The sequence below is a fragment of the Erwinia phyllosphaerae genome (assembly GCF_019132875.1).
GTDB lineage: Bacteria > Pseudomonadota > Gammaproteobacteria > Enterobacterales > Enterobacteriaceae > Erwinia > Erwinia phyllosphaerae.
Genome location: NZ_JAHSPF010000003.1, coordinates 133,395 through 147,635, shown reverse-complemented (window position 1 = coordinate 147,635; position 14,241 = coordinate 133,395). Strand labels below are relative to the sequence as shown.

Annotated in this window: 21 protein-coding genes; 3 read left to right on the top strand and 18 right to left on the bottom strand. The window is 49.1% G+C overall.

Translation table 11 applies throughout. The features are described from left to right. Position 1: 1 nt before the first annotated feature. The 11 genes from KUE00_RS06535 to KUE00_RS06485 form a co-directional block, all read right to left on the bottom strand. Entirely contained in the window at positions 2-352 is a 351-nt protein-coding gene (locus KUE00_RS06535) for a hypothetical protein (RefSeq protein WP_246758867.1), read from the bottom strand. 172 nt (positions 353-524) lie between these two features. Next, on the bottom strand, positions 525-950 hold the full coding sequence (locus KUE00_RS06530; RefSeq protein WP_246758866.1) for a DUF7370 family protein: 426 nt from the start codon (positions 948-950) through the stop codon (positions 525-527). Then, positions 904-1,272 (bottom strand): hypothetical protein, encoded by a 369-nt coding sequence (locus KUE00_RS06525; protein ID WP_246758865.1) that lies wholly within the window; start codon positions 1,270-1,272, stop codon positions 904-906. Before KUE00_RS06525 ends, KUE00_RS06530 begins: the two co-directional genes overlap by 47 nt. A gap of 10 nt (positions 1,273-1,282) precedes the next feature. After that, positions 1,283-2,359, bottom strand: a complete 1,077-nt coding sequence (locus KUE00_RS06520; RefSeq protein ID WP_246758863.1) for a major capsid protein — start codon at positions 2,357-2,359, stop codon at positions 1,283-1,285. Positions 2,360-2,370: 11 nt separating this feature from the next. Then, positions 2,371-2,811 carry a hypothetical protein gene (locus tag KUE00_RS06515; RefSeq protein ID WP_246758862.1) on the bottom strand — a complete coding sequence of 147 codons (441 nt, stop codon included), beginning with the start codon at positions 2,809-2,811 and terminating at the stop codon, positions 2,371-2,373. Between the two features lie 3 nt (positions 2,812-2,814). Then, a complete protein-coding gene (locus tag KUE00_RS06510; RefSeq protein ID WP_246758860.1) occupies positions 2,815-4,206 on the bottom strand; it encodes a DUF2213 domain-containing protein in 1,392 nt (463 codons plus the stop codon). A 70-nt stretch (positions 4,207-4,276) separates the two neighbouring features. After that, positions 4,277-4,756, bottom strand: a complete 480-nt coding sequence (locus KUE00_RS06505) for a DNA polymerase alpha/epsilon subunit B (protein WP_246758859.1) — start codon at positions 4,754-4,756, stop codon at positions 4,277-4,279. Between the two features lie 36 nt (positions 4,757-4,792). Then, a complete protein-coding gene (locus KUE00_RS06500) occupies positions 4,793-5,788 on the bottom strand; it encodes a phage minor head protein (RefSeq protein ID WP_246758858.1) in 996 nt (331 codons plus the stop codon). After that, entirely contained in the window at positions 5,739-7,184 is a 1,446-nt protein-coding gene (locus KUE00_RS06495) for an anti-CBASS protein Acb1 family protein (protein WP_246759289.1), read from the bottom strand. Before KUE00_RS06495 ends, KUE00_RS06500 begins: the two co-directional genes overlap by 50 nt. A 26-nt stretch (positions 7,185-7,210) precedes the next feature. Beyond that, positions 7,211-8,683 carry a phage terminase large subunit family protein gene (locus tag KUE00_RS06490; RefSeq protein ID WP_246758857.1) on the bottom strand — a complete coding sequence of 491 codons (1,473 nt, stop codon included), beginning with the start codon at positions 8,681-8,683 and terminating at the stop codon, positions 7,211-7,213. After that, positions 8,670-9,242, bottom strand: coding sequence for a terminase small subunit (locus tag KUE00_RS06485; protein ID WP_246758855.1), 573 nt, complete (start codon positions 9,240-9,242; stop codon positions 8,670-8,672). The genes KUE00_RS06490 and KUE00_RS06485 overlap by 14 nt, the downstream gene beginning before the upstream one ends. 21 nt (positions 9,243-9,263) lie before the next feature. Between KUE00_RS06485 and KUE00_RS06480 the strand changes: the two genes are divergently transcribed. Further along, positions 9,264-9,710, top strand: a complete 447-nt coding sequence (locus tag KUE00_RS06480; protein ID WP_246758853.1) for a hypothetical protein — start codon at positions 9,264-9,266, stop codon at positions 9,708-9,710. 90 nt (positions 9,711-9,800) lie between these two features. Here the strand turns inward: KUE00_RS06480 and KUE00_RS06475 are convergent, their stop codons facing one another. The 5 genes from KUE00_RS06475 to KUE00_RS06455 form a co-directional block, all read right to left on the bottom strand. Next, positions 9,801-9,980, bottom strand: coding sequence for a hypothetical protein (locus tag KUE00_RS06475; protein ID WP_246758851.1), 180 nt, complete (start codon positions 9,978-9,980; stop codon positions 9,801-9,803). 117 nt (positions 9,981-10,097) lie between these two features. Further along, the gene (locus tag KUE00_RS06470; protein ID WP_246758850.1) at positions 10,098-10,379 is read right to left on the bottom strand and encodes a hypothetical protein; all 282 of its coding nucleotides are present in this window, start codon (positions 10,377-10,379) and stop codon (positions 10,098-10,100) included. Positions 10,380-10,460: 81 nt separating this feature from the next. Beyond that, positions 10,461-10,898 (bottom strand): lysis protein, encoded by a 438-nt coding sequence (locus tag KUE00_RS06465; protein WP_246758849.1) that lies wholly within the window; start codon positions 10,896-10,898, stop codon positions 10,461-10,463. Further along, the gene (locus KUE00_RS06460; protein ID WP_246758848.1) at positions 10,895-11,320 is read right to left on the bottom strand and encodes a lysozyme; all 426 of its coding nucleotides are present in this window, start codon (positions 11,318-11,320) and stop codon (positions 10,895-10,897) included. Before KUE00_RS06460 ends, KUE00_RS06465 begins: the two co-directional genes overlap by 4 nt. Beyond that, complete coding sequence (locus KUE00_RS06455) at positions 11,307-11,624, bottom strand: phage holin family protein (protein ID WP_246758847.1); 318 nt, start codon at positions 11,622-11,624, stop codon at positions 11,307-11,309. The genes KUE00_RS06460 and KUE00_RS06455 overlap by 14 nt, the downstream gene beginning before the upstream one ends. A 182-nt stretch (positions 11,625-11,806) precedes the next feature. On the opposite strand from KUE00_RS06455, the gene KUE00_RS06450 reads away from it, so the two are divergent. Continuing rightward, on the top strand, positions 11,807-12,073 hold the full coding sequence (locus tag KUE00_RS06450; RefSeq protein ID WP_246758846.1) for a hypothetical protein: 267 nt from the start codon (positions 11,807-11,809) through the stop codon (positions 12,071-12,073). A gap of 244 nt (positions 12,074-12,317) precedes the next feature. On the opposite strand, the gene KUE00_RS06445 is transcribed toward KUE00_RS06450, so the two are convergent. Further along, positions 12,318-12,878, bottom strand: a complete 561-nt coding sequence (locus tag KUE00_RS06445; RefSeq protein WP_246758845.1) for a glycoside hydrolase family 19 protein — start codon at positions 12,876-12,878, stop codon at positions 12,318-12,320. Between the two features lie 19 nt (positions 12,879-12,897). On the opposite strand from KUE00_RS06445, the gene KUE00_RS06440 reads away from it, so the two are divergent. Continuing rightward, positions 12,898-13,347 (top strand): hypothetical protein, encoded by a 450-nt coding sequence (locus KUE00_RS06440; protein ID WP_246758844.1) that lies wholly within the window; start codon positions 12,898-12,900, stop codon positions 13,345-13,347. A 126-nt stretch (positions 13,348-13,473) separates the two neighbouring features. Here the strand turns inward: KUE00_RS06440 and KUE00_RS06435 are convergent, their stop codons facing one another. Then, positions 13,474-13,764, bottom strand: a complete 291-nt coding sequence (locus tag KUE00_RS06435; RefSeq protein ID WP_246758843.1) for a putative holin — start codon at positions 13,762-13,764, stop codon at positions 13,474-13,476. Positions 13,765-14,241: the final 477 nt, after the last annotated feature.

The following is a 14,241-nucleotide window of genomic DNA, read 5'->3' as shown; positions in this document are numbered from 1 at the left end:
ATTAAACTCCCGTAATAATGATGTAATCGTCAGCCAGACGGTCGAACGTGTCTGCGTTGCGAATTACCTGCATAATTTCATCTGCCCCGGCCTTGCGCGGGTCGGCTTCTGAGGATTCACCAATAAGAATGTAATCACCGGTTCTGGCGCTGGCGAACTCAGTCCAGAAGGTGTTTTTCACCACTTTCTCAGCACCGATATCACCTAACCGTTTTGACAGTCCGCCTTGGTAATCGCACATAATCGTTACCGGAAAGTCATAACCGACAGTATCGCCATACTCGTTCCGGTCGGGATAACGCTGCCAGAGAGTACATATCGCCGTATATGACCAGTTAGCTGTGGTGGTCATGGCTATCACCTCCAGTGGGTTACTGCGGGATTCTCAGCTGCAATTCGTGGGCAATTAATCACCCAATGGCCGCTGCTGTTAACGTAGCCTGTAGACTGCCGACCCGTTGATGTTTTGAGCCAGACGCGCTCGAATGGCTGTGGCAGACGCAGACTTACCGGCACCCACTCCATCAGCGGCCTCCGACAACCATAAACAGACCGACCTTATTACCGGAAAGCGGCAAATCCGAAAAGCAGCCGTTTTTATCCCAGTCCAGAATCTGCGAATAAAGGTGATCCGTCCCAGCAGAATCATAAGTGAAAGAGCGGGATGCTCCAGAAGGAGCAGACTGAGACGCTATTTTGCGAGCACCAGACAAGGCTGCGAGGCGCGCGACGGCGTAGATAAGCAGCAGCTTTTGCAGGTTTTCTGAATACCCGGCCCCTTCCATACAGGCGGAGACTCCACTTACTTGTTCTGTCAGCAAGGTAAGTAACGCATCGGGAACCGTAAAGCCCAGTTCCGCTATAAACGGCTTGATATCATCCAGCGTAATTTGGGCGGCCATATCACTTATCCTTTTTTGTCGCTGCTGCCAGTGCTGCTTCAGCGTCATCGGCACGCCTGGTTTCTGCTGCCAGCGCATCGGCGTGTTCTTTTTCTTTGGTTTCAGCGTCGTCCTGCAGCTGTTTTACCTGATCCAGAGCATCGTCTAATTGAGATTGCAGGTCAGCACTGGCTGCTGAATCACTTGAGGATGGCGTGGCTACTTCAGACTGTAGAGATTCCCCTTTTTTATCTTTTGACACTTCAGCCTGACCGGATTTAATCCACTTCTCCGCCACTGAATCCGCCACTTCATACACCTTCCCGGCTTCCAGCTTCTGGAATCCGGCACCGGCAAACAGGTTTTTACCCAGGACTTTTACGAGTGTCATGTTTTGCTCCTTAGCTTGAGGCGTGAACGACAGAGAAATGGCCGTTAATGTCCTGCTTGACCATTAGCCCAGCAGCACCCCAGGTGCGCCAGACGTAATCGCTGTTATAGAACAGGCGCGGATCGGCAACAGTGCCAAATGCCTGGCCTACGATTGGCGCGATAACTCCTGAACCCAACGGAACGATAAGGATTTCATTACCAGTCAGCTTGGCATCCTCTTTGACTGCCTCAATGCCTGACAGCTTCAAAACCTCCGCCAGCACGGTGCGGGTCTGGTTGACATCGAAATACTGCTCCCAGTTTGACAGGAGTTCGCCGGAAACATACCAGGTCTGCTTACCGTATTGGTAATTCTGCAACTTCAGCACATCGCGCAGGTCAATTGCCTGTTGTCGAATAGCTTTCGGATCGGTGCTGGTTGCAAAATTAAATGTCAGCGTAATTTGAGCTACGCGCTCATCTGCACGTAATCCTTTCCAGGTGTAATCGTCGAACTTAATGAAGTTGCCAGCAGCATCGCGGAAGCCATCCCAAATAAAATTCACGTACTGGCGACGAACATCATCAACAGAGCCGGACTGAGCGTCAGCCAGCGAAGCCAACGCAGAGCCTTTATTGAAGATCGGGTCACGCCAGTTGAATTTGAAGCCGCTGTCGTGAATTGGCACCATCGTACCGTCGAAGGTATAGCTCTTGGCATCCAGCGCCGCGCCGATCTGACCGGACATTGACGTGTGCGCCCAGCCACGGCCGCCTTTACGCGCATACTCGTACACTGACTCTTCCAGGCGAACGGAGCGAGACAGCGGCATCAGGTCGTTCAGCAGCGTAAACTCGGTGTTTGGCTCAAATTCGGCGAGAACAGTCTGGTCATAGGCTTTATAGAGGCGGCGAATATCGTCGATCGCGTTCACTGCGTCCAGCGTCGGAGCATTTGCTGCCGCGCCGCGCCAGCGGGTTCGGGCGATAAAGTCGGCCACTGCCTGAGCGCTGGCGTTACGCGCAAACTGTAACTCCTGAAACTGGGCCTGGTTAGCCTCAAGGTTTCGCGTCTCAGTCGCCTTTTTAGTGGAAAATACAAACATTCAGGTGCTCCTTACTTAATAACAATGCGCAGGAGTTCGCCTGCCGTTGCAATGGTGTATGCGTTATCTTCTTCAACAAAACAGCGCGTAGATTCGCCTGTGGCCTTCGCTTTAACGCGTCCATTGACGATCGACAGCGGCTGTCCTTTTGTATACGTGCCTTTTTCAGCAGGAACATTGAAAAAAACTCCCTCTGTTGGGTGGAATGCGACAACCCAGTCGCCGGCAGCAATCGTGTCGTCTACCGTTTTGCAGCGCAGATAGTCAAAATTGGCCACGTACAGAATTGCGTCCTCGTTACCTGCTACCGACGCTGTAAATTTTTTTGTGGTGTTATCGAAGTAGCCGATGGTCCCTGGTTGAGTGTCTGCTGCGGCCGCGCCTTCGCGATGTAGCTGCGGGTTATGGAAAATACCGCCCGCGTGAATTACGTGCTTTCCGTCTTTAGCCATTATTTACTCCGGCATTTCGCTGACTGACTGGTTAGAGTTGACCTGGCGGAATGAGCCATTCAGGCAGGTAGAGGTCTGGCACTGCGCATACAGTCCGTCCAGCGCGGCACCATCGAGTGCATTTACCGCCATATCATCAAGACCAAACTTCATTTTCACCGCGGCGCGCTTTTCACCTTTTTCTTTGTCGGAATTAGCGCTCAGGCTGTTAACCACGGTGTCGACGCGCTCCGCCAGCGCTTTTGCCCAGGCTGGCATTTCTTCCTGGTTCTGCGCTGGCTGCTTATCCTTCTTGTCGGCCTCTTCTTTTTCCTTTTTGGCTTTTTCGTCGGCTTCATCCTTTGCCTTCTTGTCAGCCGCTACCTGCTCGTTATATGCCACCAGCAGCTGATCGTCGGACAGACCATCGGTCGGCTTACCAGCGGCTTTGAGCGCATTGATAATCATCGTTTTCATCGGACTTTTTTCTCCGTTAGTTTTAATTTCGTATTCAGTAGGTTTGCGCACGACTTCCTGCCGATCTCCGACAAATTCAGCAGTGCAGTCATCGTTGATCAGGTATTTCTGTTGGTACGTTTTCTGCTCCTCGCGATAGATGAACCGGTCGGGCCACACCGTTTCCGGCAAGGCGTAATAATCCGCAGGCTTGCCAGCACGTAGCTTGCTGGATAGCGCGCTCTGGATATCATCAAAGGAAAAATTGGAAGCATTGGTGAAATAGAACTTCGTTTTGTTAAGCAGGCCTTCTTTGGTGCAGTCAGCAGCGTCCGCCAGGCTGGCGTTCTGGATTTCCATCTCGTCGCCCTGAGCATTTACGAAAATGCCTACGCCCTCCTGCGGTGTTCCTGCCGGGGTTTCATGCAGCAAAATGGCGCAATGGTCGTAATCCTGATTGGTCGCGATCCAGCTGTACTTTTTGCCTCTGGATGTGCCGGAACCCGTCGCTTTATTCAGTCCCAGACCGGTAGAAACGCCGATGGGCTCAACATCTTTACCAGCCTTCATATCCTCAAGGCGGCTCACCACTTCTTTACCCTTGTCTGTAGCTTCGGCATAACGGAGGTTCACGCACATATCCATCAGCACGCGATCGGCATCTTTTCTGACATTCCGGGCAAAAGCGCCAATGTGGTATTCGTTCACTGCGCGAATATTGCTGGCGCTAACGTACTGGCCTTCAATTTTCGGATGCCCATAAGGCATGGACTTGCCTTCAAGGCTCTTATAGCCTTTTGCTATTTCGTCTGCCGGATACAACCCGCCATTGAGCACAATATCGTCGATGACCGGACAGACGTCCTTTACGACAATGTGCTCAACGCCATCGATGATTTCAGAGGTGATGTTTGAAGCGGAGTTGATGACCGACAGCACGTTTACGCAGATGCGTGACATGCTGTGTCCTCTTTGGTGGATTTCAGGCAATAAAAAAAGGCCGCCTAAGCGACCCTAAGGATGGTACCTGCTAATTTCTGACGTTTAATTTCGTTATCAAGGCGGAATGAACTGCCTCAAAAAGTGGAGTCATGTCAACATTGCCATCAATTTCATAGCACTTAATCTCTGATGGAAACCCTTCAAACTCAAAATAATATTCGTCACCATGCCGTCTTACCTTGACATTTATTAGCTTTCTTATTTGGATGTCATCAGTTTCATAGCTACATAAATTCAATAAGAACTGGAAGCAAAGTTTCCGATCTTCTTTTGGTAAAGCTGGAGGTGCTGTGGGTATTATCTGCTTGCTGGAGGGGTCGTATAGGCCCGTCATTAAAATTGGTACTGTCTTACCTTTAGAATCGACTGCTTTTTCATTTGTTAAGCCAAGAAATTCTCTGAAGTTAGCTTGAAAGTTGAAATAAGCATCATATAGCTTTTCCCAGTATATATCTTCGGCAGTAACAAGACTTGATACAGCCATTCGCAACTCATCATACTTAGACATCTGAACCCCCTTTTGAAAAGTAATTCAAATCTAACATCATGTATCGGAATCTGTCTTCTTCCAAAGATTCAGCTCCTCCTCCAACTTATGGGTCAGCCCATTATTAGAAATACTTCCGTCGCCTTTGAGAATGACAGGTATCTGACTGCAATAGCAGTTGAAGCGATTGCTATTCTCGGCGTAGAAGGCCTCCACTTCTTTCGTCGTGTAGGTACGTCCGTGACGTGACGCGTGCCAACGCCGTGTTGTCGGTTTCAGCGCTGATAGCCACAACAGCTTAGTATTCAGCCCCAGCCTTTCCCGCGCCCAGTCTGTTTCCTGCCATTGTGCCTTACGCAGCGCCCCAACCTGTTCGGTCTGCGCCATGTTCTTCGCCCGCGCCATTGACACATCCAGCCGCTTGCTGATTATCCTGGCTGTTTCGCGTGGATTAATGCCGCGTCCTATGGCGTCGGAAACCACATTTGCCAGGTCTGCGCGTGCCGCGTCACTGAGCCCCACCCAGTCGCTGTAAGTTGAGACGTAGGCGGCTGCTATCTGGTTCTGATATGCCGGAGCACTCAGTAGCTGCATCAGTGTGGTTTGTTGAGCGTAAACCGGCGATTGCACAGATAAATTTGTGAATGCCTGATGTGTACCGCGCTCATACTCTGCGGCCACATAATCCAGCGCCCACAGATTCTGGCTGCCGCCCTCCAGCAGCGCATCGTCCAGGATCGTCTGGACGCGCTGAAGCAGGTCGGCAAGCTGCGCCGCAATCATATCGTAGGTGTAGGTGCCGGCATTGCACTTGTAGAACGAGGCTGGCCCGTCATCGTTGTTGCAGACCAGATAACTTTGCTGCGCGTTGCCCTGGCGCTGCTGTCCGGTCAGACGTTGGTCGAATAGCTCCTTCAGGTTTCGCTTGATGCCAAGATAACGCTGCTCAATATCGCGATACATCCTGCCAACTGGTCGTGCTGATTGCGTGGGGTCAGCTTTATTACGCGGTACGATCGGCGTTCCGATTCGGGTTATCGCTGTCTTCGTCATCTGTCAGCGGGTCCTTACCGGTTGGTTTAGTGTTGGGATCTGGTGGCATTTCATTTTCGTATTCAGGCAGCGTCTGGAGTTCGCCAGCTGCGCGTATTTCGTTTTCTTTCACCGCAGCCCGGCCAAATGCCTGCTGGGTTTTCTGAGCCACTTCGGCCATTTTCGCCATATTATCTGTTTTATCAGCCTGGCTGGGAGCCAGTAGATCAGACCATGACACGGTTACTTCATCGTTAGCTGCTGGCGCAATCAGGCCAATTAACCAGAAACGGCGGACAATCGTCTCAATAACATCGGCAAGAAAACCGTTACGGCGCGACATACGCGTGCGTGCCCAGTCTTTCATATCTTCAGTTGATGCCCGTTCGCCGGTAATCTGACCCACCAGCACTTTTACCGGTATAGGGATTGTGGCGCAGAATTCACTGAGTGCCGTCCGCCATGTAGGCTCCGGGTCAGCAGCCGCAACCGACAGTACTTCAGCCGTACCAGCCTGCATAAACGTTGCCGCATCGGTATTTTCATTCAGTCTGACAACCTGCTCATTTAAAGCATCAGCCAGTTCGTTATCTTTCACGCCTAAAGCACCAGCCAGCGCACGGAAGTCGGTCTTTTCGCTGAATGCAAAATTAAGCTGGCGGCTGGCATTTTTCAAAAATCCCTCAGCACTACCGCCGGAAACCTTTTCGATATCGAGTAGCTTATTGAAACCGGCCCTCAGCATTGGCACACCCGACGTTAAAAGACCATCATCTGCACCTTCCGCCAGGATAATGAGGCGATCCGGATGAATTGGAATTTGTCTCGCCGGCGCGCCATCCTGCTGACCTTCAACCGGTAACTCAATAAAGCTGTACATTTTCGGCTGGCCAAAGTTTTCGCTATCCGGATCGGTATCCCAGACGCTGACGTCAAGTTGTGACTCCCAGACAGGGATCAACTTCACCAGCGCCCTGTCACCGGTGCGCCTGATGACTGCTGCGTTTGGCGGATCACTCCATTTGCCGCTATCCCCCAACTGAATAAGAATTGCTGAATAACGGCCAACCATATTGCGCCGGTCAGCGTCTTTAATCTGCTTCCAGCATCGTTTCAGTAGGCGCTTTAGCGTTTTATCCCACGCTGATTCGGCCTCCGCGTCTTTTGCTTTCTCGCCTTCAAAGACTTCGGGGAAATCTTCCCAGCATCCGTCCAGCATGCGTTTTACTGCGGATCCGGCTATAGCATTGCGCTCATAGGCGTTGTAGAAATCGTCAAACGTGAGGTTGTTGGGATAACCAAATTCCTGATAAATGCGCTGGCGTTTCGTGTTACCAGATTTACCGATGTATTGCCCGTACAATGCACGAGCACGCCCTTCCGCCAGGCTATTAATTGCCACGGACAGCGCTTTCATTTTGTCTGTTGTCACGTTGTCCTCCGTCAGCGCTTACGCACCAACATACCAATGTTTTGAGGTTCGCTTAATTCGGTGAGGGCGTAGACCATTGCATCCAGCCGATCGGGTGATTTTTTTGCAGTTGCCGGAACATATTCCATTAACTGATTTTCAAGCGTGTAAAGACTCCCACGGTGGGCTACTTTGCCTTGCTCATAGAGTGCAGATATTGGCTCTGCGCGGGCATACTTGCCTTTGTTAGCATGTACGCGAATGATGCGGCCTTCGAAACCGGCATTACGCAGCGTATCCTTAGCCATATCGCCACCCTGATTGGTTTCGATAACGATGGCATCAGCATTATGTCGCTCATAAGCGTTAATCGCTTTAGTAGCCCAGCCATTGGGAGAAAACCGCCCGCTATAATCGGCGTCCACTGAATACTGCTTATCTTTTCCTGAGCCATAAGCGCTGGCAGCGACAATGCCGGATTCATCACTTTCCTCGCTGTTAGTCGCCTGCGGATCTATAGCCACAACGGTACGCACCAGCTCTTCGCGCAATGGAAGCTTATGCGCGCCGGCGATCAAGGATTCATTCCACAGGGCGCCTTCAGCATTAAATCGCCGCGGCTTCTGCATATATTGTGCTTCTGCCGTTCTGCGGTGAGAGAACAGCGACACGCGATGCGATTCATTATGTTTATAAGGCCAGAGCCAGCCATCAGGCAGACCATGATCAATCGGTATCGCGTGGGTGTTCTCGGGATACTGCTCTGTGTAGCTCAGCGCATTATCAATCATTACCGGCAAATTCAGGTGGTGCCACATTTCACCGCTGCCACCACGCAGCAGATAGCCGCTTAAATCCTGATAGTGGATGCGCTGCATAATCACGATCATCGGCGTGGTTTCGACGGCCAGACGTGATTTTATTGTCTCATTAAACCGATTATTTACGCCGTCACGCACTGTTTCACTAAATGCATCATCCGGTTTTACCGGGTCGTCAATAATCAGCGCACCTTGCCAGCCTGGCTCCATGTGTCCGGCACGGAAGCCAGTAACCTGACCTGCCGCTGATGATGCATATACGCCGCCACCAGCCTCGTTCCACCACATCGCCTTACTGTCCGCGTCGACGCTTAAGTCCATTGGCCACATGGCCTGATAATTTTTTGATTTAATTATTCCGCGCGCGGTCGAAGAATTTAGCAGCGCCAGGTTATGAGAATATGAGAGGTGCATAAATCGGGCACGTTTATTGAGTGCCAGCCCGCGTCCCATCATATTGATGGTTGCCAGTTCGGTTTTTGTGTAGCCAGGCGGAACATTAATAATCAGCCGGTTTATCTCGCCATCAACCACGCGGTCGAGCGTTCGCTGAATAACCTGATGGTGTGGCGCGACAATCATCTTGCCGCCGGTGCGCTGCTTGAAGAAGTACCGCGCGAAATACAGACCGTCTTCCTCACACTCTAACCGGCGGGCGTAATTTTTCTGCTCAGCAGTCGTCATCCTCCAACATCTCCCGCCGGGCAGCTTTGTACTCGTCTTTGGTCAGGGCAGCCACTTCTATCGGGCCGCCGTTTTTGCCAGTGTGTTCGTGCGCCGCCTGCTCTTTGAATGCCATCACTGTTACGTGCTTACCGAGCAACTCCAGGTTTCTGACTTTGTCCGGCCACTTTATCTTTTTAAGGATGCCGACCATTTCTCTTTCATCGCCATGCCCTTCAAACATTTCCGCCAGGTCGAAACCAGAAATATAACGCCTCCATGAAGCAGGCCAGTCAGCAACCGGCTTTAGTGATAAATCATTGTTTAAAATGTCTATTACATCCATCTGATCAATCTCCACAAGGCGACGAAGCACATAAGTTGCATTGATGTTAATTTGTTCATTGCGTTGCGCTTTAAGTTCGGCGATTCTGTTTCGAATGTCAGGTTTTGACATGTTTTGGGATGCGGTACGGTTCGCGGTCTTCTCGCTGTACCCCGCCCGAATAGCCGCTTGCGTGGCGTTCAAATCGATGAGGTACTCGCGACAGAACATTTCTTGCTTGTCGGTAAGTGCCATTATTTATTCCAAGGATTTAATATGTCTGAAATAGCTAAGCGAACTTCTAAGAACGCCGGTGATGCAGGTGAATACTATGTCGCATATATGCTGTCAAAGTTGGGTATCAGCGCTGCACTTACTACCAGTGGATCGAGTGCGGTTGACATCATTGCCACTATCGATGGCTCCAAAAGCATAAGCATTCAGGTTAAGGGCTCCTGGGCAAGAACGCAGCCCCGCCAATGGATGGTTGGCAAACATATACCTACCAACTCCCCTGATTATTTCTATGTTTTCTGCAACATGTCCGAAGACATTTCGCATAAAAATATCCCTGAAGTATTCATTGTCCCAAGCGAAATAGTCGCCAGCCAATCCACTTGGCAGCATACTGTTCCATTGTTCAAGATTGGGAAAGGTGAAGATTCAAAATACCTCGACCGATGGGATTTCATTCAGTCCGCCTTGGCACATGCTCCATCTTAAGCTCGTCATCCGGCGCGAGGTATGCCCATGCGTCTTGTTCACTCCAATAAAAAAAACCGCCCAGAGGCGGCTTATTAATAAAATTGGTATTTATACTTTGTTAAAAGCCACAACTAACAAATCCCTCGGATTTAACCTATTGTGTGCGGCAATCAACTTCATCTGCTCAGCCAGTACGTGCGCAGGATCCTTATCCTCTGATACAAAGACTTGATATGCACAATTTTCTTTATTTCCTGCCTCGTGCCAAGAAACGAACCAGTCTTGCATGACAATCTCCTTATAAATATGAGGTATACCTTAGCTTTGAGACCGCTCTCAGTGAAGCAAAATTAATCATCATCAGAAGCCTCGCAAATGCGTCTAGTGCGGAATAATCATTTCCTTTTAGGGCTTGAGAAAACTTGTTGTTGATTTGAGTAATATGCGGTGGCGTTCAGTAAGCTCTTCCTCGGTCAGGTAATAACATTTGAATTCAGAAGGCGGACCCACCAATTGAGCAGGGTTTAGCTTGCTCACCGTAGAAAGACCGACAATTGTCCCATCAGACTCACACTCACCCCAAGCTGCTATTGGATATACTGCATCAGAAGTGTTGACGCTTTTGTCGCCCTCAACAAACAGATACCATTTTCCACTCACAGGAACGATTTTACTGAAACGACTCATGACTGGCATACCCTCGTTTATATATCAAAAAATCAAGGATATAATATTTTTTAAAATAAAAGCTATGATTTTCACGCGTCATTATTTCAAGCACTGCTCTCTAATGTACTGCTGAAGACCGGCTATCTGCTTTCCGGCGACTTCGATTCGATATCTGAGAGTGAAATAATCCCGTTCAGCGGCGTCAGTAAGTCTGGCGCTGGTTGCATTAGCCAGGCTGGCGGCGCTGGCGGCGGGTTGCTGCGGACAGGTGACGGCGAGCTGCAACCGGCGGCGGCCAGCGCTAATATCGCGCTGCAGCTGAGTAATAGTAGCCTGGGCATTGGTTAATTCTCCCGTTAATTTCGCATCCAGCGCAGCTACAGCCTGCCGGCGCTGCTGCATATCGTCTATTGTTGCCTGACGTTCTGCCGCCTGCTCTGCCGCCGCTGCATACTGTGCGCGGTAGGACAGCGTCGTTTTGCCCAGCCCCAGCGCTGCCACCAGCAGCAAGCCGAAAGCCGCCGCTTTCCAGTTCATGATAAAAACAGCTCCCGTTCTGCTGTACGCCGCCTGCGCAGTCCATCCAGCGGTTTGCCATCGGCATAAATCCAGCGGTAAAACTGCCCGGCAGCACCGGCATAATCACCGGCGTTCAGTTTTTTTAGCAGCGTTGAGCGGGTAAAATTACCGGTACCAACGTGAAACACGAACGACACTAACGCATCAAACTGGCCCTGCGTCATTTTTGTCCTGACATTTGTGTTTACCGTCAGCTCTGCAACCTGCAGATCCTCACGTAAAAACGCATCAGCCTGATGGCCGGTAATCACATCGCCGGTTTTCACGCCGCGAGTGTGACCATAGCCAATAGTCAGAACGCCCGCGCTACAGCGATATGCCGTTAAGCGCAGCCCCTCAAACCGTTTAATTAGCTCGGTACCGCGATTACTGATTTCCATTTTTTATCCCTGTGAGCCGTTCCCAGAAATAGTTCAACGCTGCCGATCCCATTGTTCCTGACATACCAGCGGCGACAAGCGTGTAATAGATGCTGAGTCCTGACTCTATCGCGAGCAGGCCGCCGATTAGCCCAGCGAACCCGGACACGACGACCTGGGCCAGTGCGGCAACCCAGCTCCACACCTGATTATTGCGGCGCACCTCGACGATATATTTCACCAGGCCGCCCCAGATTGACATAGCAAGGATCAGCGCCCAAGCCAGCAGGCCGTAAGTGCTGGGATCACGATTTGGCATTTTCATAGCTCCACCTCCCTGAGCGGGGGTTATGCATTTGGCGAAAAAAAGAAAAGGCCCACCGAAGTGAGCCTTGATAAGGTAGCGTCTCAAACTAAAGAATTTCAGGCATTCATCATAATTTAAGCATTGCAAATACATGCCAATGCGTTTAATAAATAACGATAATCTTATAAAGCGAGACATAAATGCAAACGCTTCAACAAGCAATCAAAAACTATAACGGCGGTACTGCCCTTTCTGAAATAAAAGTGTACGAAGTTGGAGGTTTGCAAATTTTCATCGTTTTTGACGTCGAGCGAGACCCCATACTTATTAAATGTCCGCATAATCATGGTTGGGTGGAGACTTCGATTGGATTCCGAGAGCCGGAAAATTCCACTATCAGTTACCCAGTGACAGAAGCAGGGATGGATACGTGCGCAATGGTGTACCCAGAAGCAAAAATACAGTAAAAACAAAAATATGCTAACACCAAGCTTAAATTTTTTATGGTTGTGGGCTCATTTCCCAAATACAGAAAGCAAAAACCCCGCCGGGGCGAGGTTCAAAATCATAAGTGGCGTATGCACAGAAATCCCACTTTAGGGAGATAATACGCCAACTTCGGACAAAATCAATATTCCGTTAACTGATATTATGCATACTTATACTATCTTTTTTGCCATGGAGCTAAGCACGGATATTTCAGTAATCACGTTAAAGCATTGCAGCCTTTACTCGGGCTAAAAATAAACGCCTGTCAGATAGTCCATGCTCACCACCATTAATCCTGTGTGTTATTGCCACAATATCATCTTTATCTGCCAGCCTGTTTAGCCCATGCTTCGTCCAGAAAAGGCCAGCTGACTCAAGGGCAAGTTGTATATCGCTGGCTAAAAGCTCAGGATGATGAATCAAATCTTTGTGTAAATCTTCACCAACTTTATTGTAATTATAACGGCCCGTTATTTGTATAAATCCTCTTCCTCTGAATAAATAACCGTCACCCCGCTTAGTGTTTCCCAATTGCTTGTTGCCTTCATAAGCATTGTGATTCGGGTCTATGCCCTGCTCGGTTAACGAGGAAAAGCCCTTGCTTTCTTTACAAAGCTGAGCGAGAAAGTGGCAGACTCTTAAATAAGTATTAATCTGATATTTTGCCATCACGATTGGTAGATACTGTGGCATCAGCTGAATAATCCTGGCTTGATTTTGTCCTTTTATGCCTCGAAAGTGATAAGAAATTGCGTACAATACCTTGGAATCTATCTTTTTCATTCATGTATACCGGGTGATTATGACTAAAAAATTTGTACTGTTAACGTTAGCGACGGCTATTTTTTCAACACAGTTGCATGCTGAGGTTAGCTGTCGTGACATACCTGTTCTAAAAGCGCCTCAAGGCCAGGAAGTTAACTTCAAAGGTAACTTATTGAGATACGAACAAAAATGCTGGTATCTCCCTTTGAAATCCGGGCAACGCTTGCATATTAACCTTAAAGATAATAACGGCAACTCAGCCCTGACTATCTATAAGCCAGGTGCAACCATAAAATATGGTAGTGGTAATCCGCAAGACGAAGATCCTGCTAACTACTACTATGGTGACACACTAAAAGGTGCCCCGGCAGACGGTGAAACCAGAAAGGTTAATGAAACTGTTACTGATTCAGGTAAGTACTTAATGGTAGTAGGCCTTTCTGCTGGCGCAGGTTCTGAATTTAGTGGGACATTAAAAGCCAGATAGTTTCAGGTTATTACAAGCCCCAAGCAAAAAGTAAGGGGCTTAAATTATCACGGAAATAAATTATCTTTTATTTAGTCACTTTTCTGAACTGCATATCAGCATGGCTTTCCTCAATCTCACACCTCGTCACCAGCTTTTCAAAAAAACGGCTTCCAGTTTATGTTTCAGGTGCACCCATTCAGGCCTGGTAACAACACAAGAATGGCACAAAAGACTGGCTACATACCCAAACACGAAATAGCCAAGCGTCTGCCAACGCGACAATTCCCGCGCAGTGACGACAAAGCACATTGAGCCTGCAAACGCGCCAAACACTATTGAGTAATCGACAGACGTTATAAATCCGATTAGCGTTGACGCAACTAAGCCCCAGCTCGCTGCCATCGCGGTCGCGCTGGTAGTGATGGGTTCTGCCATCTGTAACGATCCTTAATTAAAAAATACTGCTGTGCTTTTCTTGTGTAGAAAGCTGAGAAAATCTATAAAAAAGCCCGCAGGAGCAGGTAAGCGAGGATATGACAAGGAGTGTGTTAGCTGTAGGCCGGTGCCTTACGGTGAGCCAGAAAAACCAGAACCTGCCCCCGCCGATTAAAAGGATTTACCACAGCAGGTCATTTATAACGCTTTGAATATCCACTAGCGGTCAATACCTGGATTTTTAACAGTCTGCCATTTACTTCAAAGAAGCGCGTTCCCTTGTATGTTACACCTTCCGGACTAGCGCTCTGGCTCTGGGGTAATGAGGCACGCTTTTCTGTGGTCAGAAACAAAAAAACGCTTAATAGCGCGATTTTAAATTTTATGAGTCAACGCATAGTGACAACACATAGCAGATTAAAAGAAGTTTTGCGTACGCATTAGCTTTTTTTGGTATTATTTTAGGAAGAAGACTAT